Source organism: Capilliphycus salinus ALCB114379, assembly GCF_047276495.1.
Lineage (GTDB): Bacteria > Cyanobacteriota > Cyanobacteriia > Cyanobacteriales > Microcoleaceae > Capilliphycus > Capilliphycus salinus.
Window position 1 is genome coordinate 4,307,436 of sequence record NZ_CP178543.1, and the last position, 26,352, is coordinate 4,333,787.

Annotated in this window: 22 protein-coding genes; 10 read left to right on the forward strand and 12 right to left on the reverse strand. The window is 42.7% G+C overall.

The genetic code is table 11. From position 1 onward, the window contains the following. Positions 1–8: 8 nt before the first annotated feature. Positions 9–899: a fructosamine kinase family protein gene (locus tag ACL6C3_RS17770; protein ID WP_413168358.1), complete on the reverse strand. Its 891-nt coding sequence runs from the start codon at positions 897–899 to the stop codon at positions 9–11. A gap of 61 nt (positions 900–960) precedes the next feature. Further along, positions 961–2,400, reverse strand: a complete 1,440-nt coding sequence (locus ACL6C3_RS17775) for a DUF2079 domain-containing protein (protein ID WP_413168359.1) — start codon at positions 2,398–2,400, stop codon at positions 961–963. Between the two features lie 214 nt (positions 2,401–2,614). On the opposite strand from ACL6C3_RS17775, the gene ACL6C3_RS17780 reads away from it, so the two are divergent. From ACL6C3_RS17780 to ACL6C3_RS17810, 7 genes are all read left to right on the forward strand, one after another. Next, a complete protein-coding gene (locus ACL6C3_RS17780; RefSeq protein ID WP_413160325.1) occupies positions 2,615–4,525 on the forward strand; it encodes an ArnT family glycosyltransferase in 1,911 nt (636 codons plus the stop codon). Positions 4,526–4,575: 50 nt separating this feature from the next. Then, a complete protein-coding gene (locus tag ACL6C3_RS17785; protein ID WP_413160327.1) occupies positions 4,576–5,238 on the forward strand; it encodes a DUF47 domain-containing protein in 663 nt (220 codons plus the stop codon). A 118-nt stretch (positions 5,239–5,356) separates the two neighbouring features. Continuing rightward, a complete protein-coding gene (locus ACL6C3_RS17790; protein ID WP_413160329.1) occupies positions 5,357–6,415 on the forward strand; it encodes an inorganic phosphate transporter in 1,059 nt (352 codons plus the stop codon). A gap of 1 nt (position 6,416) precedes the next feature. Further along, the gene (locus ACL6C3_RS17795) at positions 6,417–7,430 is read left to right on the forward strand and encodes an endonuclease/exonuclease/phosphatase family protein (RefSeq protein ID WP_413160331.1); all 1,014 of its coding nucleotides are present in this window, start codon (positions 6,417–6,419) and stop codon (positions 7,428–7,430) included. Positions 7,431–7,852: 422 nt separating this feature from the next. Continuing rightward, complete coding sequence (locus tag ACL6C3_RS17800) at positions 7,853–8,842, forward strand: NAD-dependent epimerase (RefSeq protein WP_413160333.1); 990 nt, start codon at positions 7,853–7,855, stop codon at positions 8,840–8,842. A gap of 109 nt (positions 8,843–8,951) precedes the next feature. Next, a complete protein-coding gene (gene pcrA / locus ACL6C3_RS17805) occupies positions 8,952–11,306 on the forward strand; it encodes a DNA helicase PcrA (RefSeq protein ID WP_413160335.1) in 2,355 nt (784 codons plus the stop codon). Between the two features lie 234 nt (positions 11,307–11,540). Continuing rightward, positions 11,541–11,936 (forward strand): SH3 domain-containing protein, encoded by a 396-nt coding sequence (locus ACL6C3_RS17810; protein WP_413160337.1) that lies wholly within the window; start codon positions 11,541–11,543, stop codon positions 11,934–11,936. Between the two features lie 388 nt (positions 11,937–12,324). Here ACL6C3_RS17810 and ACL6C3_RS17815 read toward each other — a convergent pair whose 3' ends face one another. The 8 genes from ACL6C3_RS17815 to ACL6C3_RS17850 form a co-directional block, all read right to left on the reverse strand. Beyond that, a complete protein-coding gene (locus tag ACL6C3_RS17815) occupies positions 12,325–13,578 on the reverse strand; it encodes an OFA family MFS transporter (RefSeq protein WP_413160339.1) in 1,254 nt (417 codons plus the stop codon). 493 nt (positions 13,579–14,071) lie between these two features. Continuing rightward, the gene (locus tag ACL6C3_RS17820; protein ID WP_413160340.1) at positions 14,072–15,322 is read right to left on the reverse strand and encodes an OFA family MFS transporter; all 1,251 of its coding nucleotides are present in this window, start codon (positions 15,320–15,322) and stop codon (positions 14,072–14,074) included. A 29-nt stretch (positions 15,323–15,351) separates the two neighbouring features. Then, positions 15,352–15,720, reverse strand: a complete 369-nt coding sequence (locus tag ACL6C3_RS17825; RefSeq protein WP_413160342.1) for a YccF domain-containing protein — start codon at positions 15,718–15,720, stop codon at positions 15,352–15,354. A gap of 36 nt (positions 15,721–15,756) precedes the next feature. Continuing rightward, positions 15,757–16,377, reverse strand: coding sequence for a tetratricopeptide repeat protein (locus tag ACL6C3_RS17830; protein WP_413160344.1), 621 nt, complete (start codon positions 16,375–16,377; stop codon positions 15,757–15,759). A 37-nt stretch (positions 16,378–16,414) separates the two neighbouring features. Further along, positions 16,415–17,497: an ATP-dependent 6-phosphofructokinase gene (locus ACL6C3_RS17835; RefSeq protein WP_413160345.1), complete on the reverse strand. Its 1,083-nt coding sequence runs from the start codon at positions 17,495–17,497 to the stop codon at positions 16,415–16,417. Between the two features lie 466 nt (positions 17,498–17,963). Next, the gene (locus tag ACL6C3_RS17840) at positions 17,964–18,422 is read right to left on the reverse strand and encodes a hypothetical protein (protein WP_413160346.1); all 459 of its coding nucleotides are present in this window, start codon (positions 18,420–18,422) and stop codon (positions 17,964–17,966) included. Positions 18,423–18,542: 120 nt separating this feature from the next. Beyond that, positions 18,543–19,085, reverse strand: coding sequence for a hypothetical protein (locus ACL6C3_RS17845; RefSeq protein WP_413160347.1), 543 nt, complete (start codon positions 19,083–19,085; stop codon positions 18,543–18,545). Positions 19,086–20,005: 920 nt separating this feature from the next. Further along, on the reverse strand, positions 20,006–21,295 hold the full coding sequence (locus ACL6C3_RS17850; RefSeq protein WP_413160349.1) for an FGGY-family carbohydrate kinase: 1,290 nt from the start codon (positions 21,293–21,295) through the stop codon (positions 20,006–20,008). 228 nt (positions 21,296–21,523) lie between these two features. On the opposite strand from ACL6C3_RS17850, the gene ACL6C3_RS17855 reads away from it, so the two are divergent. Continuing rightward, positions 21,524–22,210 (forward strand): peptidoglycan-binding domain-containing protein, encoded by a 687-nt coding sequence (locus tag ACL6C3_RS17855; protein ID WP_413160350.1) that lies wholly within the window; start codon positions 21,524–21,526, stop codon positions 22,208–22,210. A gap of 534 nt (positions 22,211–22,744) precedes the next feature. Here ACL6C3_RS17855 and ACL6C3_RS17860 read toward each other — a convergent pair. After that, positions 22,745–23,104 (reverse strand): hypothetical protein, encoded by a 360-nt coding sequence (locus tag ACL6C3_RS17860; RefSeq protein ID WP_413160351.1) that lies wholly within the window; start codon positions 23,102–23,104, stop codon positions 22,745–22,747. A gap of 256 nt (positions 23,105–23,360) precedes the next feature. On the opposite strand from ACL6C3_RS17860, the gene ACL6C3_RS17865 reads away from it, so the two are divergent. Next, positions 23,361–24,647 carry a bifunctional sterol desaturase/short chain dehydrogenase gene (locus tag ACL6C3_RS17865; RefSeq protein ID WP_413160352.1) on the forward strand — a complete coding sequence of 429 codons (1,287 nt, stop codon included), beginning with the start codon at positions 23,361–23,363 and terminating at the stop codon, positions 24,645–24,647. 434 nt (positions 24,648–25,081) lie between these two features. Here ACL6C3_RS17865 and ACL6C3_RS17870 read toward each other — a convergent pair whose 3' ends face one another. Then, positions 25,082–25,675, reverse strand: coding sequence for a glyoxalase-like domain protein (locus ACL6C3_RS17870; RefSeq protein ID WP_413160353.1), 594 nt, complete (start codon positions 25,673–25,675; stop codon positions 25,082–25,084). A 178-nt stretch (positions 25,676–25,853) separates the two neighbouring features. Here ACL6C3_RS17870 and ACL6C3_RS17875 point away from each other — a divergent pair, with 178 nt between their 5' ends. Further along, positions 25,854–26,324 (forward strand): gamma-glutamylcyclotransferase, encoded by a 471-nt coding sequence (locus ACL6C3_RS17875; protein WP_413160354.1) that lies wholly within the window; start codon positions 25,854–25,856, stop codon positions 26,322–26,324. Positions 26,325–26,352 lie beyond the last annotated feature (28 nt).

Sequence of the window (26,352 nt, forward strand, 5' to 3'; positions counted from 1 at the left end):
AACTTTCTCTATCCGGCGCGTAAAATTTGCTGAATCATTCGATTGGCTTGTGAACCATAACCACCCCCGAATAAGTTAAAGTGATTCAGAATATGATAGAGATTATAAAGCGTTTTGCGACGTTCGTAGCCAGGATCAACCGGAAACACTTCATTATATCCTTGATAAAAAGCGCCTGAAAAGCTGCCAAATAATTCCGTCATTGCTAAATCAACTTCGCGATCGCCATAATAAGTTGCGGGATCAAAAATAACCGGTTCTCCCTCCGCAGTCACCGAAGCATTTCCCCCCCACAAATCTCCATGTACAAGAGAAGGTTTGGGTTGATGATCTGCTAATAATTCGGGAATTTTTTCGATTAAAACCTCTGCTTGTTCAAATTGACCTCCCCGACGTTTTGCCAGTTTCACCTGATAGCCAATTCGATGAGTTGCCCAAAATTCAGCCCAATTTTCAGTCCAGGTATTAATTTGAGGTGTGGAACCAATTGTATTATTAATTTCCCAACCAAACTGATGCTTTCCCGGATAGTTATCGCCGGGACTCCATTGGTGCATCATTGCTAATTTTCTTCCCATTTCTTTCATGGCTTCTGTGTTGCTGCGTCCTCCCATTTCTACCCATTCCATCACGATATAAGCTGAGTTTCCTTCTGTTCCCCAACAAATGGGTTTAGGAACTCGAATGGTGTCAGTTTCCCACATCTGTTTAACGCCGAGAGCTTCCGCCTCAAACATCCCAATTTCAGAAGCTTTATTGAGTTTAATAAAATAGCTGCGATCGCCATCAGTTAGGCGATAACCTTGATTAATACACCCTCCACCAACAGAACGACTGTCACTAACTTGAAACTTTTCTCCTGTTGCTTGCCCGATCTGTTCAGCAATTTTATCCCACATCATTTTTTGAGCCGATTATCTTCAATAACAGTTTACCATTTCCGGTGAACTTATTCCCCAATTATTTTGGGTCAATTTGGGGAGTTTTAAGGGGTTGTATTGTGGTTGTATTGTCTTGATTTTCAAAAAGCATAACTTCATCTTTTTGATAACGAAGTTGAAAGTTTGGCATGGTTTTCAGTTTCTCCACCAGACTATAAACCAACTCTCTCGAACTATCCCAACCGGGATAACTCCCATTCAGTAAAATATATTTAAACTCGTTTAAATCAAATTGTTCTGCTCCTTTTGTGGCTAACATAATCACCGAACGATGGGTTAAATGAGGCGCGATATGATCGGCCGTTAAAACACTGCCTTTTGTGTCTACCAAAGCAACCGCTTCCTGAGAGGCTTTCACCGTGTCAAAATGTCTCAGATATCTTGAGCAAAAATAGCCGTACTTTGCCAACGCAAAAAAAGCAATTAATGACCATAATACAATCTTTTTAGGTTGGCGTAACCATCCGCCCCCTGCGGCTAAAGTCGAAATAACAGCAACCAATAAAAAAGGTAAAATCGGCAGAGAATACTGTTGAGTTAAGTTTTTTTGCTGAACACTATCACTGAGCAAATTTAAAAATAAAATCGGTAAAGCCGGAATCAAAGGTGTTAAATGTCGGGGAGAAAGTCCCCAAATTACGGGAACAGTCAGGAGAATTAAATACTCCAAATTCGACAGCGTGAAAATTTGTTTGAGAACAATTCCCGGTTTCAGCAATAAATTTAAAGCGATTTCAAAAACCGAATCTCCCAGAGAATCATAAAATTTAACTCCGGCTGGTTCGCCCCCACTAAAATGAGGAATAATCACCTGAGTTGCTATTAAAAACCAACTTAAACCCGCAAACAAAGCGATCATTCCACAAGTTCGCTTTTTTTCAAAAAATAGTAACCAAATCCCTAAAGCCGCAACAGTTAAAGATAAAACCGCTTTGCAGCTTAAGATGATAATCACCGCTAAAGTAAATCTCCAAACTTGCTGCAAGCGAGCCGCTAAAATTGCCCAAAGTAATGCCGGAAGTGCAATGACTTCGGGATGAAAATCAAATAAATTGAGATTAAAAATTAACGGATAGAGCAAATAAACAGCCGCCATTGCCGTAGCTTTAGATGGTTTTAAGCCCGCATGAATCGCCAAGTAAAACGTTGGTAAAGCCCCAAGAGATAAACCAATCGCTTGTACAAAAAACAACCAATGCACCTGAGGAAAAATTTTATATAATAAAGCTAAAGGATAAAGTATCCAAGCGGCATGATCCCCAAGAATATGCAAACCTCGAAAAAGAACAAAAGGCGTTTTTCCTTGACTGATCAGATAAATTCCATTGTCAAAAATTCCTAAATCAAAAGCATTCGATTGAAATAAAGCATGACGTAAACTGCTACAAAAAAATAAGACGATGGTACTGAAAACAACCATCACACGGACGAGATTAAGTTTAGAAATCAATTTGGGCATACTCAGCTTGGAAGTCAAACCTCTAGATTGAACTAAAACAGGCATTGAACACAGTTTCAGGAAAATGCTAACATTTTAAATTGAAAATTTGAGCATTTGAGATCGCCAAAAATACGCCTTTGTGCAGAAATCACAAATTTTCTTGTCCCAATGGAACCCAAAACTGGTAAATTAGGGTCTGAGAGATTGAATGTTTAAAAATGATACACTAGGAATGACAACATTGAAGATAGCCAAACCCCTAAAACAATACTGGAAATCCTTTGATCAACATCCAAAAACAACTTGGGGACTCTCAATTGTCGGGCTGTTGTTGATTTGTAGTCTCGCGTTTCTGTGGAATTTAGGGAACACCGGCTTAGTTGATGAAACTGAACCCTTGTTTGCTGAAGCCGCCCGCCAAATGGTGTTAACTGGGGATTGGATTACCCCCTATTTTAACGGTGAAACTCGCTTCGATAAACCACCCTTGGTTTACTGGTTAATGGCGGTGGGTTATCACGTTTTTGGGGTGAATGAATGGGCGGTACGTTTTCCCTCGGCGTTGGGGGCAATTGTCTTAACGGTTAGTTGCTTTTTGACCTTGCGATCTTTCGGCTTTTTTCCCTCAAATTTTACGGTTGATTCTCGACAAAAAAACCGTCAATTATGGTTATCGGCTTGGATAGGAGGGGCGATCGCAGCCTTTAATCCAGAAACATTAGTTTGGGCGCGTCAAGGCGTGTCGGATATGCTTTTAAGTGGGTGTATGGGAACCGCTTTGTTTTGCTTTTTTTGGGGTTATGTTGAAGACGGCAAAAAACAAACCGAAACCGCAGAACAATTCTCAATTTCTCAATTATTTCTCGACTTTTCTCTTCCCAATAAATGGTACTTAGCCTTTTATGTCTTGTTGGGGTTAGCCGTTCTCACCAAAGGGCCTGTTGGAATCGTTTTACCGGGATTGATTCTCATCTCTTTTTTACTTTATCTCGGTAATTTTAGACAAGTTTTACAGGAAGCAAAACCCATTTTAGGAGCGATAATTTTTACCGTTATTGCCTTACCTTGGTATGTGTTAGTGATTCTTCGCAATGGTCAAACCTATATTGATTCTTTCTTTGGCTATCACAACATTGAACGGTTTACAAACGTTGTTAATGGTCACGATGCACCCTGGTATTTTTACTTTATTGTCGTCTTAATTGGCTTCATGCCTTGGTCAATTTATTTACCCTTAGCTATCTTTCGTTCCCAATTCTGGCAGCGTTCCTTTTGGCGTCAACAACCTCGCGATCGTCAGTTGGGTTTGTTTGCCTTATTCTGGTTTGCTTGTATTTTTATCTTTTTCTCAATTTCTGTTACCAAACTCCCCAGTTATGTCTTACCTTTAATGCCTGCCGCTTCAATTCTTGTTGCCCTTCTCTCCTGCGAATTAATAGTACAGCAAACCTCAGCAGATCAGGAAATAAAACCCCTAAAAAACAGAGGAATACTGATCACGGGAGGATTCAATATTTTTTTCCTCGTTCTTCTTGGTATTGTTTGTATTTATAGCCCTCAATTTATTGGAAGCGATCCGGCTGTCATTAATTTACCCGAAGTCGTCGAAAATTCGGGTTTACATCTCCGAGGAGGAATAATTTGGCTGATCGCAGCAATATTAATTGCTTGGATACTGCGATATCCTTCTCAATGGGGTTGGTTAATGACAGCCAATTTAGCGGGGTTTATAGCCTTTTTTATCTTTCTCGTTAATCCTGCTATTTTTCTTCTCGATGAAGTCCGCCAACTTCCCCTAAGACAACTTTCTTATCAAATTGATCGGGTCGAAAAACCCCAAGAAGAACTGTGGATGATTGGTTTTAGAAAACCGACTGTTGTCTATTATTCTGAACGTCATGTTTACTTTTATACGGCGCTGGATTTCTTTAAGGGAATCGTAGAAGGTCAGCCAATATACCATCTTTTTGATTCGATTCAAAATCGTCCCAATCTTTCAACAATTATGGTGATTAGTCGCCTCAAAGAAATTGAAAGATTGGGTTTACAATCTCAAGATTATCAAATTTTAGACAAAAAGGGTCGTTATTTGTTAATTCGAGTTGAGAAAAAAATACTTTTAGATCGAGTTTTAAATCTGTGATAATTTTTGTTGCAGACAAAACCAGAGTTCATTTTACCGAAGATCAAACCATGTCTGATAAAATCCCCTCTCTGTTTGGCAAAACCAAATTTATTGAACACCAGCTTGATGAATTTATGGATAAAGTATCCGAAGGAAGCCTATATTTTGAAATGGGTTTAACTTCCTACTTAGCCAAAGGGTTTGTCACCGAAAGCTGTGAAGAAAAAATGCAGCAAATTCAAAATGTAAAAAATCGCTGTAACGAGTTACGACGGGCGATAGAATCTGAACTTTACACCGAGATGTTAATTCCAGATTCCCGAGGTGATGTCTTAAGTTTACTCGAAGATCTCTACTATTTAATTGATGTCTTTGGGGATACCTTTCAAGATATCATTATTGAGAAACTCGAAGTTCCTAACGTCTATGAAAAAGATTTTAAAGATCTCACCCAAATGGTGGTTAAAAGCGTCGAAACTATTGTGATTGCAGCCCGTTCATTTTTTCGAGATCCTCGCACAGTACGCGATCATATTTATAAAGTCAGAGTTTATGAGTCTGAATCTGATAAAATCGCTTTGCGACTCAAGAAAAATATTTTTGATTCTCAATTGCCTTTGGAACGAAAAATTCAACTTCGTGATAGTGTAAATGCGATCAATTCTTTGGCTGATGCTGCTGAAAATGCCAGTGATAAACTCGCCATTTATGCCATTAAACGAGTTTTATAATATGATTCGGCTGCATCAAATAGTTACAGGTTTTTTGTAAAAAAAAGGTTACAGATTTGATGCACCCTACGGGTAACAAATTTGATAATATTATTTTTTGAGGTGAACTGAAAACTAAATGGACATCATTGCAACGCTCATTTTCTTGTCGAGTGGTTTATTTTTAGGATGGTCTTTGGGTGCAAATGATGCGGCGAATGTATTCGGTACAGCCGTTGGAAGTCGCATGGTAAAATTTAGTACAGCCGCTTTCATTTGTAGCGTTTTTGTTATAATTGGAGCGGTGATTGGGGGTGCGGGTGCCGCTGAAGGTTTGGGCGAATTAGGTGTAATTAATACGCTTCCGGGTGCATTTACCGCCGCTTTCTCCGCCGCTATTACCGTTTTTTGGATGACTCAAATTGGTTTACCCGTTTCCACCAGTCAAGCGGTTGTGGGTGCCATTATTGGCTGGAACTTTTTTAGCGGTTCAACAACTGATATTAACGCTTTGATCAAAATTGTCGGAACTTGGGTGGCTTGTCCAATTTTAGGTGCAATTTTTGCGGCGACTCTCTATAAAATTGTGGTTTTTTTAATTAACGGGATAAAACCGCATTTATTGCAGCTAGATTTCTACACCCGTTCGGCTTTAATTTTAGCAGGTGCTTTTGGTTCTTATGCTCTCGGAGCGAATAATATTGGTAACGTCATGGGCGTTTTTGTGTCTTCCTCTCCTTTCACTGATATTCGTCTAAATCAATTGACTTTTACCTCAGTTCAACAACTGTTTTTAGTCGGAGGGATTGCCATTGCAGTGGGAGTCTATACTTACTCTAAAGGTGTGATGATGACGGTTGGAAGCAATCTGATGCCGTTATCTCCTGTGGCTGCATTTGTCGCCGTAACTGCTCATTCTCTGGTTTTATATGTGTTTTCTTCTAAACAGTTACAAGAGTTTTTAGCTAACAATAATTTGCCGACAATTCCTTTAATTCCCGTTTCGAGTTCTCAAGCGGTTGTCGGCGCTGTTATTGGGATTGGTTTACTCAATGGCGTGAAAGGCGCCAGACAAATTAAATGGCAAGTTTTACGCAATATTACCTTGGGTTGGATGGCTACTCCCATTATTGCGATTGTCATCGGTTTTCTGATGCTATTTGTTGTCGAAAACGTCTTTAATCAACAGGTTTATTAAGATGAAACGAAGAAAAAAAACTTTTAATTTACTTTTCAATAGTCTTAGACTTGGAGTTAATTTTGTAGCGATTCTAGCCGCAATTGCAACTTTTATCGGTTTTCTCGCCGAACAGTGGTGGATTTTTCAACTCCTCGATCATTTGCGAGTGCAATTGAGTTTAATTTTACTGCTGGCTATTTTATTAAATGGGATTAAATATCGCTTTTGGAGTTTAGCTTTTTGTCTCCCCTTCTTCCTGAACGTCCTGTTAATTTTGCCTTTGTTTATCCCACCCTCTCAAAATATTAACGCTGTTCAAGGGAATAATACTGCTCAAAATTCCTTGCAGTTACTTCATCTGAATCTTGACCGCAACAACACCAATTATACACCCACACTGCAATATTTAGACCAACAAAATGCCGATCTAATTTTCCTCCAAGAAGTGACACCCGCCTGGTTAAATCAGATTGAATCTAATCTTACTGGTTATCGGGTTGTCGAGTCCCGTCCCCTGAAAAATTCTCATGGAGTCGCCTTTTTAGTTCCGAAAAATTTACCGCCATCTCTGCAAATTAAAAATACAGAAATTCTTCATTTTCCTTTGAATTCAGAACGTCCGATGATCGCCGCTGAAATTGAATGGAATCAACCCCTATCTATCCTCAGTCTACACGTGACCCGTCCTCGAAATAACGGCACGACTAACTATCAAAAAAAAGAACTCGATGGAGTAGCCGCTTGGAGTCAGGAACAACAAAATCAGGGACATCAAGTGATTATAATTGGTGATTTTAATCTCACCCCTTGGTCAATTCGATTTCGTCAGTTTTTACAAGCCGCAAATTTGAGAAATTCTCAGCGAGGTTTTGGACTTCAACCGACTTGGTTAGCAGGTTTACCCCCTTTTATGATGATTGCAATTGATCACGGAATTTACAGTGAGGATCTGGTTACTTTAGACCGAAAAATAGGGCCAAAACTTGGCTCAGACCATTTACCCCTGGGGTTGGAAGTTACCGAAAGGCTTTAAAGAATAAAGCGTTTTGAGTAGGTCTTAAGGGGTCAAAATCAAACATCGGTTCGGGATAGATTGTCGGAAAAATAGGCTTGATTTTCTAAAATTTCAGTGATATGCTGTAATTTAGTCTCTTGAAGATCTATCAAGTCTATAATCAAGTTCACCAATTAATCCGGATTGAGGATCGAAGATTTGGTCTATCCAAATTTCCTCCATTTTGATGAAAATATGTTATGACATTAATAGAACGGTGAAAATTATTTTAACTGGTTGCATTTCTCCGATCTGTTCTTAGCCGTTACAACTGAAGACAGCTTCCTGACGGGTGCCTTGCTAGCCGGAAAATCTAAGCTAGACTAGGAAAATATAATCGATTTGATCGGTATTTAACCTCCTCTGGAGGCAACTACTGGAGTTTATAGGGGAAAACATTTGTGAAAATCTTAGTGACTGGTTCTGCTGGCTTTATTGGGTTTCATCTGAGTAAAATCTTACTCGAACGGGGGGATACCGTTATCGGATTAGATAACCTCAATTCTTACTATCAAGTCTCTTTAAAAAAAGATCGACTTGAGCAACTCAACCCCTTTGAAAACTTCACCTTTTATCACTTAGATTTGGTTGATCGCGAACAGCTAGAAAAGCTTTTTTCTGAACACAAGTTTGATGCCGTAGTAAATTTGGCCGCCCAAGCGGGGGTTCGTTACTCTATAGAAAATCCCCACGCCTATGTCGATAGCAACCTGACGGGTTTTATCAATATTTTAGAAGGGTGTCGCCATACCAATGTAGGTCATTTAATTTTTGCATCTTCAAGTTCAGTTTATGGTGCAAATAAAAAAATTCCCTTTGAGGTAGAGGATAACGTTGATTATCCCGTGAGTTTATATGCGGCGACAAAAAAAGCAAATGAATTAATGGCTCACAGCTACAGCCATCTCTATAATATTCCCTCAACAGGCTTGCGTTTCTTTACCGTTTATGGGCCTTGGGGTCGTCCCGATATGGCGTATTTTCTGTTTACAAAAGCGATACTGGACGGAAAACCCATCAAAGTCTTCAATCACGGGAAAATGCAGCGGGATTTTACCTATATTGATGACTTAGTTGAGGGGATTGTCCGGCTGATTGATAACATTCCTCAGCCCAATTTGCAGGCAGAAAGCAACACAAAAGCCCCTTACAAAATCTACAATATTGGCAACAACAAACCCGTTGAACTTTCGCGGTTTATCGAAGTTTTGGAAACCTGCCTCGGGAAAAAAGCGGTTAAAGAAATGCTGCCGATGCAACCGGGAGACGTGCCGATCACTTATGCAAATGTCGATCCGTTAATTCAAGACGTTGGCTTTAGTCCGGACACGCCAATAGAAGTCGGAATTCAACGATTTGTCGAGTGGTATCGCTCTTACTATGGGGTATAATTTCTATCAATAAAGACCGCTCAGACTTCTCCCCTGATGAATTTTAATCGTCAGGGGACGCCTCGAACATGGTAGCCTAAAGTATGGCGGAAAATTTCCCTGGACAACCATGACTCAGACTGTTGACTTCCTCAGCCATCTCAACCCCTCCCAACGCCAAGCCGTCGAACATTTTTGTGGCCCGATGCTCGTGGTGGCGGGTGCGGGTTCGGGTAAAACTCGGGCGTTAACCTATCGTATCGCTAACCTTTTGCGAACTCATCGGGTTCATCCCGAAAATATTTTGGCGGTGACTTTTACCAACAAAGCCGCCCGAGAAATTAAAGAGCGAGTAGAAGCCATATTTGCCGAACAACAGGCGCAAACCCAGTATCAAAAACCTTTTTCCGCCCTCACTCCCCCCGAACAAACGAAATTGCGATCGCAAGTTTATCGCAGTATTACAAAGCATCTGTGGATGGGAACCTTTCACAGTCTTTGTGCGCGAATTCTTCGCTACGATATTAATAAATATACCGACGAAAAAGGCCGTCAGTGGCAGCAAAACTTTTCGATTTTTGATGAATCAGACGCTCAAAGTTTAGTCAAACAAATCGTCACCAAACAGCTAAACTTAGATGATAAAAAGTTTGAACCCCGCAAAGTTCGCTATCAAATCAGCAACGCCAAAAATTTGGGATTATCGCCCCTAGCCTATCAGCGAGAAAATCCCCAATATAACGGTCGAGTTATTGCCGAAGTTTACAGCATTTATCAAGATAATCTCGCCGCCAATAACGCCCTAGACTTTGATGATTTAATCCGTGTTCCCGTCGAACTCTTTCAACAAAACGAACAAGTTTTAGCCTACTGGCATCAAAAATTTAGTCATATTTTAGTCGATGAATATCAGGATACCAACCGCACCCAATATGACTTAATTCGGCTATTAGTCACCAACGGCGAACATCCCAAAAGGTTTAATAATTGGAATAATCGTTCGATCTTTGTCGTCGGAGATGTCGATCAATCCATCTATTCTTTCCGCATGGCCGACTATACCATTCTGTTAGAATTTCAAGAGGATTTTGGGGATGGTTTGGCCGATGATGACACCCGCACGATGATTAAATTAGAGGAAAACTATCGCTCAAGGGAAAACATTCTCGAAGTCGCCAATCAACTAATTATTAATAACAAAACTCGCATTGAAAAAGTGCTGCGCCCCACACGCGGAGAAGGGCCGCCCATTTACTGTTATCAAGCCGACGATGAAACCGCAGAAGCCAGCTTTATTGTCAGTCAAATCAAAAATTTAACCCAAAAAAATCCCGAATTAGGTTATGGTAGTTTTGCGCTGCTTTATCGGGTTAACGCTCAATCTCGGGCCTTAGAAGATGCTTTCATTAAAGGTAATATTCCCTATCAAGTCATTGGGGGTTTAAAGTTTTACGATCGCAAAGAAATCAAAGACGCGCTTTCTTATTTGCGGGTAATTGCCAATCCCGCCGACAGCGTTAGCTTAATGCGAATTATCAATACACCCCGGCGAGGAATTGGTAAAACGACGATAGATAATTTAGTAAATGCGTCTCAACAATTGGGTATTCCCCTGTGGGAAATTGTCAGCGATCCCGACTCCGTAAATACCCTGGCGGGACGTTCAGCAAAATCTGTCAATCAGTTCGCCGAAATGATATCATCTTGGCAAGAAAAAGTTGCTTCTTCTACCGCTTTGGAGATTTTAGACGGGATAATGGAGGATTCTGATTATATTCTAGATTTGAGTAATCAAGGCACCGACGAAGCCGAAAGTCGCCTGGAAAATATTAAAGAATTGAGTAACGCTGTCGCCCAATTTCAAGAAGAATATGAAGACTCAACTTTGGGGGGATTTTTAGCCAGCGCTTCTCTAGCTTCCGACTTAGATAACCTCCAAGAAGGCGAACAAGCTGTTTCTTTAATGACACTTCATTCCGCCAAAGGTTTAGAATTTCCCATTGTGTTTTTAGTAGGATTGGAACAGGGATTATTCCCCAATTTCCGCAGTATAGAAGATCCTTTAGCCCTAGAAGAAGAACGAAGACTTTGTTATGTGGGAATTACTCGCGCCCAGGAACAATTATTCCTTTCTCACGCCCGAGAACGCCGCCTCTGGGGATATCGCGAACCCTGTCTTCCGTCGATGTTTTTAAAAGAATTACCTTCGGATTTAATTGAAGGCTATCTCCCCATTTCTCAACCCGCAAAAGCTTCAACTAAAACCGCTAAAACCACTAAAAAAACTCAAGAAAAAACCAATAAACAACCCTCAAAAGTGGAAAGCTTTGCGGTTGGCGATCGCGTACTTCACCGCAGCTTTGGGATCGGAGAAGTGACCCACGTTTTTGGAAACAAAGACAAAATATCCATCGCCGTTAAATTTATGACATCCAGTCCGAAAATTCTCGATCCTAAAGTCGTTCCTCTGGAAAAATTGGAGTAAAATTTTTTGGGGATTTTCCCCACGATAAAAGTTTATATAATGATGTCCGACTAATCAATAATCCCCGTAGGGGCGGCTTGGTGCAATATCTTTACTACTACTCCAAAATAGAGATAAACCCGCCCTGGGTTTCTGTCTAATCGGATCATCTTTTCGGAACCTTCTCTGATATTATAGGGTCTAAGCTATCACATAATTCTATTCTGCCAGACATTTTTCTGGAATCGTGAAGCGATGAAACTCACAACCAAACCATTTTTAATTGCAGTGGCGATCGCGCCTACAATAGCATCTTTTATACAAATCACACCCCACGCTAATGCTCAATCTCTCTATGTTAACTGTTCTGCTGAAATTATCGGTAATCAGCGAGGTTCACAGGTTAATATTCGTTCGGGTGCGGGTACGAGATCGCAGGTGATTGACTCTGTAAGCGTGGGTAATCACGTGATTATTCTCAATGATGGCGATCGCTCAGGTGGTCCATTACCACTGCGTCAGGTGGATACACAAGGCAAAAGTTGGTACATGATCACCAAAACCCGAGAAGGTAAACCAGACGGCTTAGTTCCTGCTACAGACAGAGGGTGGATACGGGAGGACTTTTTGCAGTTGAGTTGTCCTCCCTAAGCGATCGAGAGAACCCAGATCAAGATCACAAAATTTCCATCCCCATTAATTAGCTTTAGGGTTTTGTCATCAACTTAATCTTAAAAACCCGTTAACTAAGGAAAAAGTGGAGGATATCGAATCATCTACTTGCTAGAATCAGAAACCAGTATTTTATTATTAACAATCTACAGCAAATTAGAACAAGCAGACATTGAAGTTGATGAAATTCAAGCCATTTTAAATGATTTTTATGGTAATTAATCAATTGACTCGATTGCTTCATCTATCTTTTTTGATTGGCAATGAATCGTGAAGTTTCGGGGGCGGGGCGCCCGCACTGCTGCTTATTGGCGCCCTAAATTTCACAAATAACATAAGATTGCTATGGCGATCGCCCCCAGAATAATTACTCGGAAATCACCCGATCCGGCTTCAGGAAAAACGTGGCAATAATGATCCCCAGAATTGCCAAGAACGCCATCGGATAAAAGGCGTAAGTATAGCTTCCAAACCAGTCGCGAATTCGTCCGGCGATCAGCGTTCCCAACAGCGCCCCGACGCCGTAAGCGGTAAACACGATCCCGTAGTTTTCGGCGTAATTGTCGGGGTTAAAAAATCTCAAAGTTGCCGTCGGCGCGATCGCCAACCATCCCCCCAAACAAAACCAAAACAGACAAAACGCGATCAAATAGCTGGCAACTTGTCCCTCGCCCGCATTCAGCATCAAAATACAGCCGATCAAAATTAACACGTAAGAAAATATCGCCACCAATTTGGGCGGAAAGCGATCGCTCAACCAGCCAAACAACGGCCGGCTAGTTCCATTAAACAGGGCAAATAAAGAAACGCTACTGGCAGCCAGTACCGGATCAATTTTGATAATTTCTTGACCCACCGGGCTGGAAATTCCGATCGCGCTCAACCCCACAAAAGTGCCGATAGTGTAGCAGATCCACAGCGCGTAAAACGAGCGAGTTCTTAACATATTGGCGGGGTAAATCTCGGCTGTTTTCGAGGTCGGTTTAGCGGAACTTTTTTCGGAAAAATACCAGTCTTTTGGGGGCATTTTTAGGACGGTGGCGCTCGCCAAAATAATCGCCGTAAACCCTATCCCCAAAATTAACAGCGTAGACCTGACGCCGTAACCATCGATCAAATTTCTTCCCAGGGGGGCGGTAATCAGCGGCGATAACCCAAACCCAATAATGGTTAACCCCACCGCCAAGCCTTTTTTATCGGGAAACCACCGGGCAACCACCGCCATCGGCACCCCGTAGGTGATACCAACGCCGGTCCCCGCGATCGCCCCGTAGGTGAGAGTCATGGCGAAAATATTGCCGGCAAAACTGGAAAGAATGTAGCCCAAACCGACAATAACTCCGCCGATAACCGTCATTTTTCGGGTGCCAATTTTGGGGATATAAAACCCCGCGACCGGCATCGTTACGGCGAAAAAAACCAGGGCAATAGTATAAGGTAAAAGACTTTCGGTAGCCCCAATATTGAGATCGGCTTCCAGGGGTTTTCTAAAAATACTCCAGGCGTAAACCGTTCCCAAACAGAGCAAAACGCTCATTCCCAAAGGAATCAGCAACCATCTTCCTTGATCCCAGGGCAGCCCAAACAGTTTTAAATCTTGGCTTTTATTGGTGATTTCCATTGATTTCGACTCCTCTAACGCAATTTTAGACCGAGGGGAAATAAGGCCATCGGAATCAGTTTAAAGTGTTTTTGGCAAAAGGGAATTCCGATAATGGCTATGAAAAAATCAGGCCGCTAACTCAATGAGATAGGGCGATTTCCCAACCGAACGTAATCACCCAAATGATATTAAAAATCATCGCGATGGGGTTGGAAAAACTTTCCAAGACCGCATCGATCGCGACCATAGCTTAGATGCTCCTCAGATGTGAGTTGGGTGGGGGTTTTGGTCACGGGTTCTCAGCTAAATTTTGCTGCGTCCCTTTGATCTCAGTTTATAGCGCTTTGCGCCGATCTATTTACAAATGTGCGGCACGAAGAATAGACAAAAGCCTGACCGGACCAAACTTGGTCCAGCCAGAGGGCCTCTTGCCGCCCCCGTTGCGCTATAACTCGCATTTGAGAAGTTTATAACATTCGCCTTTCTGGGAGTAGCGATCCGCCCAGAACAATTACTCGGAAATCACCCGATCGCGCTTCAGGAAAAAACTGGCAATAATTATCCCAAAAATCGCCAACAAACCCATCGGATAAAAGGCATAAGTGTAGCTTCCAAACCAATCCCGAATTCGTCCGGCGATCAGCGTTCCCAACAGCGCCCCGACGCCGTAAGCGGTAAACACAATCCCGTAATTTTGGGCGTAATTGTCGGGGTTAAAAAATCTCAAAGTCGTTGTCGGGGCGATCGCCAACCATCCCCCCAAACAAAACCAAAATAGACAAAACGCAATCAAATAAGTTGCAACTTGTCCCTCGCCCGCATTCACCATCAAAACACAGGCGATCAAAATCAATACATAAGAAGTAATCGCCACATACCGGGGGGAAAAACGGTCGCTCAACCAACCAAATAAAGGCCGACTCATCCCGTTAAACAGGGCAAATAAAGAAACGCTACTGGCGGCCAATGCCGGATCGATTTGAATAATTTCTTCACCCACCGGGCTGGAAATTCCAATCGCACTTAAGCCAACAAAAGTACCAATAGTATAGCACATCCACAGCCCGTAAAACGAGCGACTTTTCAACAAATTAACGGGGTAAATTCCCTCGGTTTTCGATCCCGTTTGAGAGGAGATTGGTTGTTGAGGATGCCAGTCTTTTGGGGGCAATTTTAGGGTGATAGAAATCGCGAGAATAATCACCGTAAACGCCATCCCCAAAATTAACAAAGTCGGTCTAACGCTGTAAGCATCAATCAAACTTTTTCCCAAAGGAGCGGTAATTAATGGAGAGAGTCCAAAACCAATAATCGTTAACCCAACTGCCAATCCTTTTCTATCAGGAAACCACCGGGCAACCACCGCCATCGGCACCCCGTAAGTAATACCAACGCCCGTCCCGGCAATTACCCCGTAGGTGAGAGTCATGGCGACAATATTACCGGCAAAGCTAGAAAGAATGTAGCCCAAACCGACAATAATTCCCCCGATAGCCGTCATTTTTCGGGTGCCGATTTTGGGGATATAAAACCCGGCGATGGGCATTAACGTCGCATAAAAAACGAGGGCAATAGTATAAGGTAAAAGACTTTCGGTGGCACCAATATTAAGTTCAGCTTGTAGGGGTTTTCTAAAGATACTCCAGGCGTAAACCGTCCCCAAACAGAGTAAAACAATTATTCCCAGAGGAATCAGCAACCATCTTCCCTGATCGGGAGGTAATCCAAATATTTTTAACTCTGAACTTTTATTGGTGGCCATTAATTACAACTCCTTTGATTAAAACTCCTTTAACGAAATTCTCGCCCGAAGGGAAATAAAGCCATTGGAATCAGTTTAAAATGTTGTTGGGCAAAGGGAATCCCGATAATGGTAATCAATAAAATTAGACCGTGAATTAAATGAGATAGGGCAATTTCCCAGCCAAAAAATATCACCCAAATCACATTAAAAATCATGGTAAATGGACTAGAAAAACTTTCTAAGACTATATTTTTCTTCCCAAAAGGCGCCATTGTTGCAAAACCGAGTTTAATCGCTTGCAGTCCAAAAGGTATCCCAATAATGGTTAAACAAGTCGCCAGCCCGCCAACAATGTATCCCAAACCGGAAAGAAAACCGCCAAAAATCAACCAGATAATATTTCCGATTAGACTCATCTTTTCTCCTCCTAAACAAACAAGGTTAGCCCAATTTTATACCCATTCTCGTAAAGTTTGATGCACCACCGCTAAATGCCACATATAATCCTCTAAAGGATATTCAGAAGCAGCTTTGACAATAAACTCTTTGGCTTGCGCTTCATCCTGTTGGGCTTCATAGTACAATCCCACATAGAGATGAGCATAAAACTGTCCTTGTTTTCCTAACTGTTTACCCGTGTTAACTACATCTTCGGGCTGACAATTTCCAGAAAAAAGTTCATAAACCTGTCGCATCACCTTTCTGGGATCATTACCAACCGATAACAGAGACTCTTTCGCCGCTTCCGCCCCCAAGAGTTGAGCCATACACAAATAGCGCCAAATCGTTTCTTCGACATCTTGAGAATTGACAACTAAATCCAACTCAAACTGATTGGCTCCGGCTTGAAATTGTCCGGCATAATAATAGGATAAGCCCCGTTGCCACAAATAAGGCTGAAGGGTTGGTTCAAGTTCTTCGGCTTGATCGAAATCTTGAATAGAGGCTTCGATTTCAGCCAATTTAAAATGAACCATCCCCCGCTGAACATAAGTTTTTGGATCAAAAGGTCGAGAGGCGACTTGATTGTCCCAATAAGCCAATTGATTTTGGAGAAAGAGTAGACGATCCATAGAACAAAACAGTTAGGAGTTACTGTATATTATTGTCTCAGTCTCCCAAACAAATTCCCATACTGCGAGCCGTTTTTACCAAAATATCATTCGGATCGATCGCCCGATATTGAGCGATCGCCTCAGCAATGGGAACACTTTCGACTTGACGATTGTGCCAAACTACCATGCGATCGTACTTTTGATCGGCAATCAAATCAACCGCAGCCACCCCAAAAGCCGAACCGATCACCCGATCCGTCATTGTCGGGGTTCCGCCCCGTTGAACGTGACCCAAAACCGTGACTCGGGTTTCCGCCCCGCTACAAGCCGCTATTTTATCCGCCAAATATTGACCAATTCCCCGCAGTCGAGATTCTCCGTGAAAATCGGTGTTGGTCATGGCATCTCCGGTTTCTGTTTTTACCGCTTCCGCAACGACAATTAAACAATAGTTTTTACCCTGTTTTTGACGTTCCCTAATTTGGTCACAAATCTTTTCCAAACTGTAGGAAATTTCCGGGATTAAAATCACATCCGCCCCGCCTGCAATTCCCGATCGCAAAGCAATATGTCCGGCGTCGCGTCCCATCACTTCCACAATCATCACCCGGCTGTGACTCGCTGCGGTAAAATGTAGGCGATCGATTGCTTCTGTGGCAATTGTAGCTGCGGTGTGATATCCAATCGATAATTCCGTACTTCCGACATCATTATCAATGGTTTTGGGAATACCCACAAGATTGAGATTTCCCTGTTCGGCGACTTTTCGTAAAATCGCTAAACTTCCATCTCCACCAATCCCAATTAACGCATCTAATCCCAGTAAATGGTAGCCCTCAATAATTTCATTTGAACGATCGAGTAAGCTACCATCCGGCATTGGAAAAGCAAAAGGATTACCCTTATTTGTCGTTCCTAACATGGTGCCTCCATGCGTTAGAATCGACTGTACTTTTTCAATGGTTAAATTGATAGCATCCGGCGGACGAGACATCAAACCGTTGGTGGCTTGACGAATTCCTAACACTTCCCAACCGTAAGTTCCAACTGCTCGATAAACTGCCGCTCGAATGGCCGCATTCAAGCCCGCACAGTCTCCCCCACTGGTTAAGATGCCGATGCGTTTGTGTTCTCCCATGATTCACATCCTGCATTCACTTAATTACAGATTAAGTCTTCTTGGTTTAAATACCGCTAAATTTTCTTCTGACTTAATCTTTTGTGTATTAGTACCCAGTGGTTAAAATCCGGCTTTCCGATCTTAACAGCAAAGTGTACTTTTGGCTGAGGACTGATTAAAAAGTTTATATTTCTGCTAAAATCTTTTCAATCTCACTCTCACTCTCGTTTTTCGACCGATGGGATTTTGGGCCGTTCCCCCAGAGAACGTTCAATAATTGATCATTAATAATTTGTCTTTTTTCTCCTTGAAAGGAGAGGTCTTCAACCTGATTAATTAATTATCCATTATCCATTATCCATTATCCATTGATAAAAGAGCAGACAGAACACTTTAATCATTGCTCTGTCTTGCTATTTCCAAACCTTTTGCACTCGTTAACAGAAAAATCAGATTTTTGCGTAGGATCAGGGTTTAGTTAATCTTAGAAAGGACAGCTAACCGGAGGGAATACAGTCCCGGCGTTGATGCGGTTGTAACCATTGAGGTCAAAAATTACGCTCTTATAAATGACTTTATTTCCTTCTTTTTTACCCCGACGAACTCGCAGAGAACCCGCAACATCCCAAACCACAAATTCTTCGCCACAATTTCTCAAAATTGCTTCATCACCCGGTTCAGACAATTCTACCGCAGCACCGGTGATCGTATTTCCATTAACTTGACCGCTAATACAAATACTATTAGAACTGTTGGCTTGGCTCAATTGACCGGTAATATTATTACCTTTCTTGCGAAACAAAAAGATTAAAGATTCAGTTTGAGCCAGTTCAGCTTCTGTAATTGGAGTTCTCGCGGTAACATAGCGATAGTTTCCATCCGGTAAACTCGAAATTCGAGGTTGAGAATAAGAAGTTTGAGTTTCAGGTTTGAATTGTACCAAGGTAGAACTCCTTTGCTGGTTAATTTGTTTGCTTAGTTTCAATCTAACTTGTAGACTTTGGAGGTGACAGTCACTTGTTCGAGTGACATAAAACTTTGATAGTGCTTCTAAGCGACTGTTTTAATTTTTCAGAGCCGATTTAGCCGAAAGAACTTTTGGCTGATCGCTAGGGTTTTCTTGAATAAATTCAACTTTTAGAGATTTAAAATTCTCCCGAATTTTTTCGATATCCTCTTGTGTTTCCGCTTCATATTCAAGATCGCTGCGTAAATTATCCGCTTTCACCAAAGTTCGTTCAAAAAGAGAAACTCTCTTACTCATCGGAAAAGAAGTAATCCAACCATTTAAAGTAACAGCGAGTGTTCCTAAAGGTGTTACTAAGTCTTGGATTTCATCTTTCTGGGAAGAACCACAAATAGCCGTTGCTGCGGTTAACAGCAGTGCAATTCCAGTTGACCAACGATTTAACCGTCTTGCCTGGGTTAACTCGTTATTCTTTTGTTCTTTATATTTCTTTATTTCTTCGGTCAAATCCTCTTTGAGCTTCCCTAAATCTTTACGATTATTTTGAGAAAGGTGAGTTTTTTCTAAATGAACAACTGGTGCAGAAGACCGAGTAGACTGTTGGGCTTCACTGCGAGTTTCAACTGAGGTATTTTGCATTGTTTATTCCTCCAAGATTAACAATAGATTGATTGTTCATTAATCTGTTATTTCTAATCTAACCTTGAGTTTCATTAACGAACAGTCACTTATTCGAGTTAGATGATTTTGTTAGTGATGGGGTGGGGCGGGTTTACCTCAATCTCGGAGTAGTCGTAAAGATCGCAGGCTCAACCCGCCCCTACAGAATTATTCTAAATTTGTTTTTCCCACAGATCACCTATATAAACCCGCCCCAGTATTGTTGTAGGGACGGGTTTATATAAACTGTTGCGAGGAGATGATAGATCTATTTAGAACCCGCCCCGGTGATGTAGGGACGGGTTTATATAAACTGTTGCGAGGAGATGATAGATCTATTTAGAACCCGCCCCGGTGATGTAGGGACGGGTTTATATAAACTGTTGCGAGGAGATGATAGATCTATTTAGAACCCGCCCCGGTGATGTAGGGACGGGTTTATATAAACTGTTGCGAGGAGATGATAGATCTATTTAGAACCCACCCCGGTGATGTAGGGACGGGTTTATATAAACTGTTGCGAGGAGATGATAGATCTATTTAGAACCCGCCCCGGTGATGTAGGGACGGGTTTATATAAACTGTTGCGAGGAGATGATAGATCTATTTAGAACCCGCCCCGGTGATGTAGGGACGGGTTTATATAAACTGTTGCGAGGAGATGATAGATCTATTTAGAACCCGCCCCGGTGATGTAGGGACGGGTTTATATAAACTGTTGCGAGGAGATGATAGATCTATTTAGAACCCGCCCCGGTGATGTAGGGACGGGTTTATATAAACTGTTGCGAGGAGATGATAGATCTATTTAGAACCCGCCCCGGTGATGTAGGGACGGGTTTATATAAACTGTTGCGAGGAGATGATAGATCTATTTAGAACCCACCCCTACACCAACATCACGACTTCTCAACTCCGTAAGCTAACCGAGCGGCACCATAGGCGGCGGCGGTGTGTATCGGTTGAACCATCGGAACTTTGAGATAACGTCCTCGAATTGTTGTCCAAACTGGATTTTTTGCCCCTCCCCCGGCGGTATAAACTTGACTCAGGGGTGTGGCGCCCAACTCTTGCAACCGTTGATAACCTCTGGCTTCAATGCGAGCAATACTTTCTAACAAACCGTGTAGAAATTCGACCGAATTATCGGGACGGGGTTCGAGTCGGGGCGGAAGTGAGGGATCGTTGATCGGAAAGCGATCGCCTTTTTTTAATAGGGGATAATAATCGAGGGGACTGCTAATATTGGGATTAATTTGATTGCTGAGGGTTTCTAATTCGCGATCGCTGAAGAACTCTCGCAAGACCGCCCCTCCGGTATTAGACGCCCCTCCGGTTAGCCACAAATTCCCGAGGCGATGGCTGTAAATGCCGTAACGAGCGTCATTAACGGGGGTGTCGCTGAGAAGTTTTAACACCAGAGTAGAACCTAACGATGTCACTGCTTCGCCGGGAGAGGTGGCACCGCTGGCGAGAAAGGCGGCTATGCTGTCGGTGGTTCCCGCACAGACAACACAGTGTTTGGGTAAGTTTAATTGTTCTGAAATTTCTAAGGTAATTTCACCGATTGGGGTTCCCGGTGCCAGGACTTCGGGTAATTGCAATTTTAGCGGGTTTGACTCACGATTAATTTCATTTGTCAACCATCTAGGGTAGTGCAAATGAGCGACATCGTAGCCGAGTTTAAGCGTGTTATGATAGTCGCTAATGCCCAGTTTTCCATGCAGCAAAAACCCCAACCAGTCCGCTTGATGCAGAAAGTAAAGCGGCTGTGATTCGGTGTTGATTTCACGGTGATGATGTTGCCACCACAGCAGTTTTGCTAAACTTGATGTGGCACTCAAAACGGGATGGTTTTCCGGGGCGATCGCGATAGATTGTTCCATAATTTCCACCCCCCGTCCGTCGTTATAAAGCAAAGGCGATGTAATGGGTTTTCCCTGTCGATCGCACAAAAGCGTCGTTGCTGATGTACCATCTATCGCGATCGCCCCCGTTTGACGGCGAAGTTCTAAGGGAATTTTGGCGATTAAATCAAATAAAGTTGTTTTCCAAATCACAGGTAATTCATTAGGGGAAGAAGACTCTGGAAATGGAGATTCTACCTCTTGATGAATATTGCCTTTTGGATCTGTGATGACCAAGCGGGCGCCCGAAGTTCCGAAATCAATCCCGATATAAAAGTTCATGTTAATTTAACCTAAACTTGACTTTGATCTGGCGTTTTTATAGTATGATAAAAAGTTCTGCGTTGAATTTTGAAAACTGAGCGAATATTAACTTTTGATAAAAAGTGTACGATCAGGTATATTAGCTCTAGACTTTCAGCGAATTGATGGTTATAACGTAGGAGATACACGGGAAATCCTACAGGATCAACCGCTAAAAAAAACTTTAAGGAGTTTGCAGAGGATTTCATGGATACCCTAGCTTATACTCATTTAGTCTCCGCTTTTGAATCTCCCCGTCAGTCCAATGATGGGAGTTTAGTCTTATTCCGGGGTATGAACTGGAATAAAGTCTCGGGTGCTTGCTGGCTACCCATTGTCTCGATTGCCATTGGTGCGGCTGTTTTAAGTGCGGGTAAGCCGGCTCAAGCGGCACTGTACTATGGAGACTATGGTTCTGACGTTAAAGACGTTCAGCACAAGCTGGCTTATTACGGCTACTTCGGTTATAACGCCACTGGCTACTACGGCAAAGTCACCAAACACGCGGTTAAAGCGTTTCAACGGGACTACGGTTTACACGTTGACGGTGTAGTTGGCCCGAGTACGGCTTCAGCTTTAGGCTTAAAGTGCTATGGTAGCTCTTGCTACAAGTCTAGCTATCACAAGCCGAGCTACAAGAAAGCCAGCTACAAGAAAGCCAGCTATCATAAGTCAAGCTGCAACTGTGGAAACAGCCTGCATCATGGTTCTAGCGGTTATAAGGTTGTGAAGCTCCAAGATAAGTTAGCTCATTATGGCTACTTCCATGCCAACTCTACCGGCTACTACGGCCATATCACCAAGCACGCGGTTAAAGCCTTCCAGCATGACTATGGCTTGCACGCAGACGGTATTGCCGGCCCGAAAACTTTACACGCAATGGGTCTACATTAATAACTAGGGTTTTCCCACCGACTCCTAATACCAATTCTTTATGAAGCTGCATCTAATTGATCCCTCCAGGCTATATCCTTCGGATAGGCAACGCCTACGCCACCCCCCCCACCCCCCTTAATAAGGGAATCCCCCCTAACCCCCCTTAATAAGGGAATCCCCCCTAACCCCCCTTAATAAGGGAATCCCCCCTAACCCCCCTTAATAAGGGAATCCCCCCTAACCCCCCTTAATAAGGGAATCCCCCCTAACCCCCCTTAATAAGGGAATCCCCCCTAACCCCCCTTAATAAGGGAATCCCCCCTAACCCCCCTTAATAAGGGAATCCCCCCTAACCCCCCTTAATAAGGGGGGATCAAGGGGGGATCAAGGGGGTTGGGGGGGATCATCAAAAGTTGCATGATTAGAAAGAAATGGTATAAAGAGCGAATTTGCTTATAAATCAACCTGCATCACTATTAGGCAGAGACTTGCTTAATAGCCATGCAGGTTATTTTCAGTTAGAATAAGTTTTCAAAAACGTGATGTGGGAAACTACTTTTTCATGTCCCGAGCCATTTTGCGGAACTCGTCTAAGTTTGTATCTGGACGACGCCGCTCTGTTTTCGGGGTGGGAGTAGAAAAAGAAGATGAAGAAGATGATGAGGAAAAGGAGGTTGCCGAAGAACCATTAGAAGCAGGTTTAGACATCTCCATTGCCGCTTTGGTTACAGAGTCAGAAACTTTTGTCGGCTGTATACCCGCGATTTTCGGGAAGGTCTTCTTTACCTGTTGTTGTTTACGCATATACTCTATATCACCAAAGGTTTTGGCGTCGTCTGAGTCGAGATAAAAAGCACCCTCAGATCCATTATCATTAGACTTTTTACCAAATAAACCAAATAATCCTGCCATGTAAGACTCCGAATAGCTGTATGAGAAATTTTCGTCGTTATGTAAAATATTATCAAAATTTATGTTGAAATGAGTAGAATCTTAATTTTTTTTCCGCAGGCTGCTGCTGTGAACTGGAGAGGTTCAAGCACCGCTGTTGAGGTTTATATTCCCCAACTAGAGCGTGATTGAAGCCGAAACCGGATGCTAACATCCCCACAGAAGCCCCCCGAACGGACAAACTGAAAAATGAGAAACATTAACGGATAATCGGTTTATGGTTAATATTTGGGTTGAACACATCGCATGGGGACTCGGTACTGTACTCGGAGCGGAAGTGGTTCGAGATCTTTACCATGTCCTCTCTCATCTCTGGCCGCCCCTGTACCGCTGGCACGTCTGGCATCATCGGGTGTTTCGTCCAGATTATACCGTCGTCAGTGACCAGATTTATCGTCAGGGAAACTGGTATCACGATGTTCCCGAAGCGATCGCCATGTTAATATTTAGCTTAATCTTTGCCATCATCGCCCATTATTTCGCCCCCGAACATCAAAGGTTTGCGATCACCGGTTGTGTGTATACCCTCTCGTTTTTACTGCCGGCGATCGCCCGGGGGTTGGGCATTCCCAAAGTGGATGAACTGACAGATCTCACTCATCTTCCCGGTGAATTTTCTCATCCGCCTTCTCATTGGTTGGTTAACCGTCCTTATCACTGGCGTCATCACTTTGACAATCAAAACGCCTATTTTTGTGGTACGCTCACTTTTGTAGATAAACTCATGGGAACAGCACTTTCTCTCAAAGGCAAAACCGTAGCCGTTACGGGCGCTTCTGGAACTTTAGGGCGCAGTCTTTTGTTACAACTTCATCAAGCCGAAGCGAAAATTATCGCCCTGACGTCTGGAGATGAACCGGTAATTCTCAATATTGATGACAAAGAATTTCCTGTCAAAACTATCACTTGGAAAGTTGGCGAAGAAAATCAACTGGCCGAGTTATTCAAAAAAGTCGATATTCTGATTTTAAATCATGGGATTAATGTGCATGGAGAACGCACCCCCGAAGCCATTTCCCAATCCTACGAAGTTAATACGTTTTCCAGTTGGCGGTTGTTAGAATTGTTTCTTTCAACGGTGAAAACCAACACTGATATTGCCCGAAAAGAAGTCTGGGTGAATACCTCCGAAGCCGAAGTCAGTCCGGCATTGAGTCCGTTATATGAACTCAGCAAACGAACTTTAGGAGATTTAATTACCCTCAGACGTTTGGATGCGCCCTGCGTGATTCGGAAGTTGATTTTAGGGCCGTTTAAGAGTAATCTGAATCCCATTGGTGTCATGTCGCCCGATTGGGTTGCCCAACAAATTGTTAAACAAGCCCGTGCAGATATCCGAACAATAATTGTAACAATTAACCCGATCACTTTTATCGCTTTTCCGATTAAAGAGTTTTTTGTATCGATGTATTTTAAACTCTTTAGTCGCCCGTCAGTTGAAACGGTTATTGAGTCGGAAGTTTCTCCGTCTCAGTCTTTTTCCGATTCTCAATCCAAAGTTTAAACTGATCGGTTCAAGCGGCTAATCTTCAATAATTGATAATTAATAATGGATAATGGATAATTACCTCGATCCTTTATGAAGAGGATTGATAGAGAAAAAATAAAAAGTCGGGAGCGTTGTTGGAAAACGGATTAAGTGACTCGGGAATCGAGTTTACGCCGTCACCGCCTTTTCAAGGCGGTGTACCGATGACCTGAACAATTCAGGGGTTTATGCGACTCGCAGACAAGTTAATCCGTTAATTCCTTATCTGATCCGTTGTTTGATAATTTTTCTTTTTTCTCCTTGAAAGTCGAGGTCTTCAACCTCATTAATTAATGATCAATTATCCATTATCCATTATCCATTATCCATTATCCATTATCAATTATCCATTATCCATTATCCATTGATAAGAGACTTAAGCCTTTTTCTCCGCTTAAGCCTCTTAGATCCTAATTTTTAACTTCTGACATTTCTAGCACACGTCCTTCTAGGTCTTTGACCAAAAAATTCAAAGGTCTTTCGCTGCGAATTTTAAACTTGAGGCCCCGTGTTTGTACGCGCATTAAAATTTGTTCTAAACAGTCGTGATCGAAGCAAACATGGCGGTGGCGGTTCTTCGGGCCGTAGCTTGCGCCGCTAATGATATGTAACTGAGTATTTTTCATCAGTTGATACCATAAACCATCAGTACCCCCCGCATCTGAGGGGTTAGTCGCCGCACCTCCGACGGTGGTAGACATATAAAGCGGATCGATCCCTGTTGCTCCTAAGGTTTGTTCATAGTTGTAATAATAGTGCAGGGGAACATCTGCAACGGGCATATCGAGCAAGCCTTCATAAAACTGGCGGGCAACGTTGAGATCGCTGACCATGATAGTATGCACTTTTGGGGCGCTGGTGAGAAACATCCACATGGCGGCTGCATAGGCGGCCAGCAGCATGACCATCACGCCTTGAGTGGAGAAAATACTGTCAAGTGCCGGGAAGAAAGCACTCAAGGGCAGGTGGGACAGGGAAAAATCAATTAGAGGAATGGCTAGCATGAATGATAAAAATGTAAACTAGACTTAACAGTAGGGTCGCAACAGAGACTCAACCGAAAACTCGGGCTAGTTCTCATGTTAACAAAAAGTTATCCAAACGCCCCCCCTACAGCCTGTCTTGTACAGTTTCTTGACAAATAGTTATAAGTATGTTAAATAGTGGGTTTTTAGATCGGGAATGGCAGAAAATCTGATTCATATTTTTGTTTACGGTACCCTCAAACCGGGGGAGTGCAATTATCAGCGATATTGCGCCGGTCGAGTCGTGCGGGAACGTCTGGCGATCGCAGAGGGTCAACTTTTTCACCTCTCATTGGGTTATCCGGGGATGACACCGGGAGAGGGTTGGGTTTCGGGTGCGGTGCTTTCGTTCCCGGATGAGTCGATTTTTGAAGATTTAGATCGTTTAGAAGATTATCAACGCGATCGCCAGCCCGAACAAAATGAATACCAACGCCAACAAATTCAAACCCTAACCCCCGACTTTCAACCGTTAGAGGTGGCCTGGGTTTATCTAATGAATCCGGCTAAAATTGAGCATTATCAAGGCGTTTACCTTCCCGACGGGAATTGGAACGCGATCGCCCAGGGAATAGACAGTCACTCAGAACCCGTCACCAGTCACCAGTTATTAGGGAACAGGGAATAGGGAATAGGCAGTGATCAGTTAACAGTAG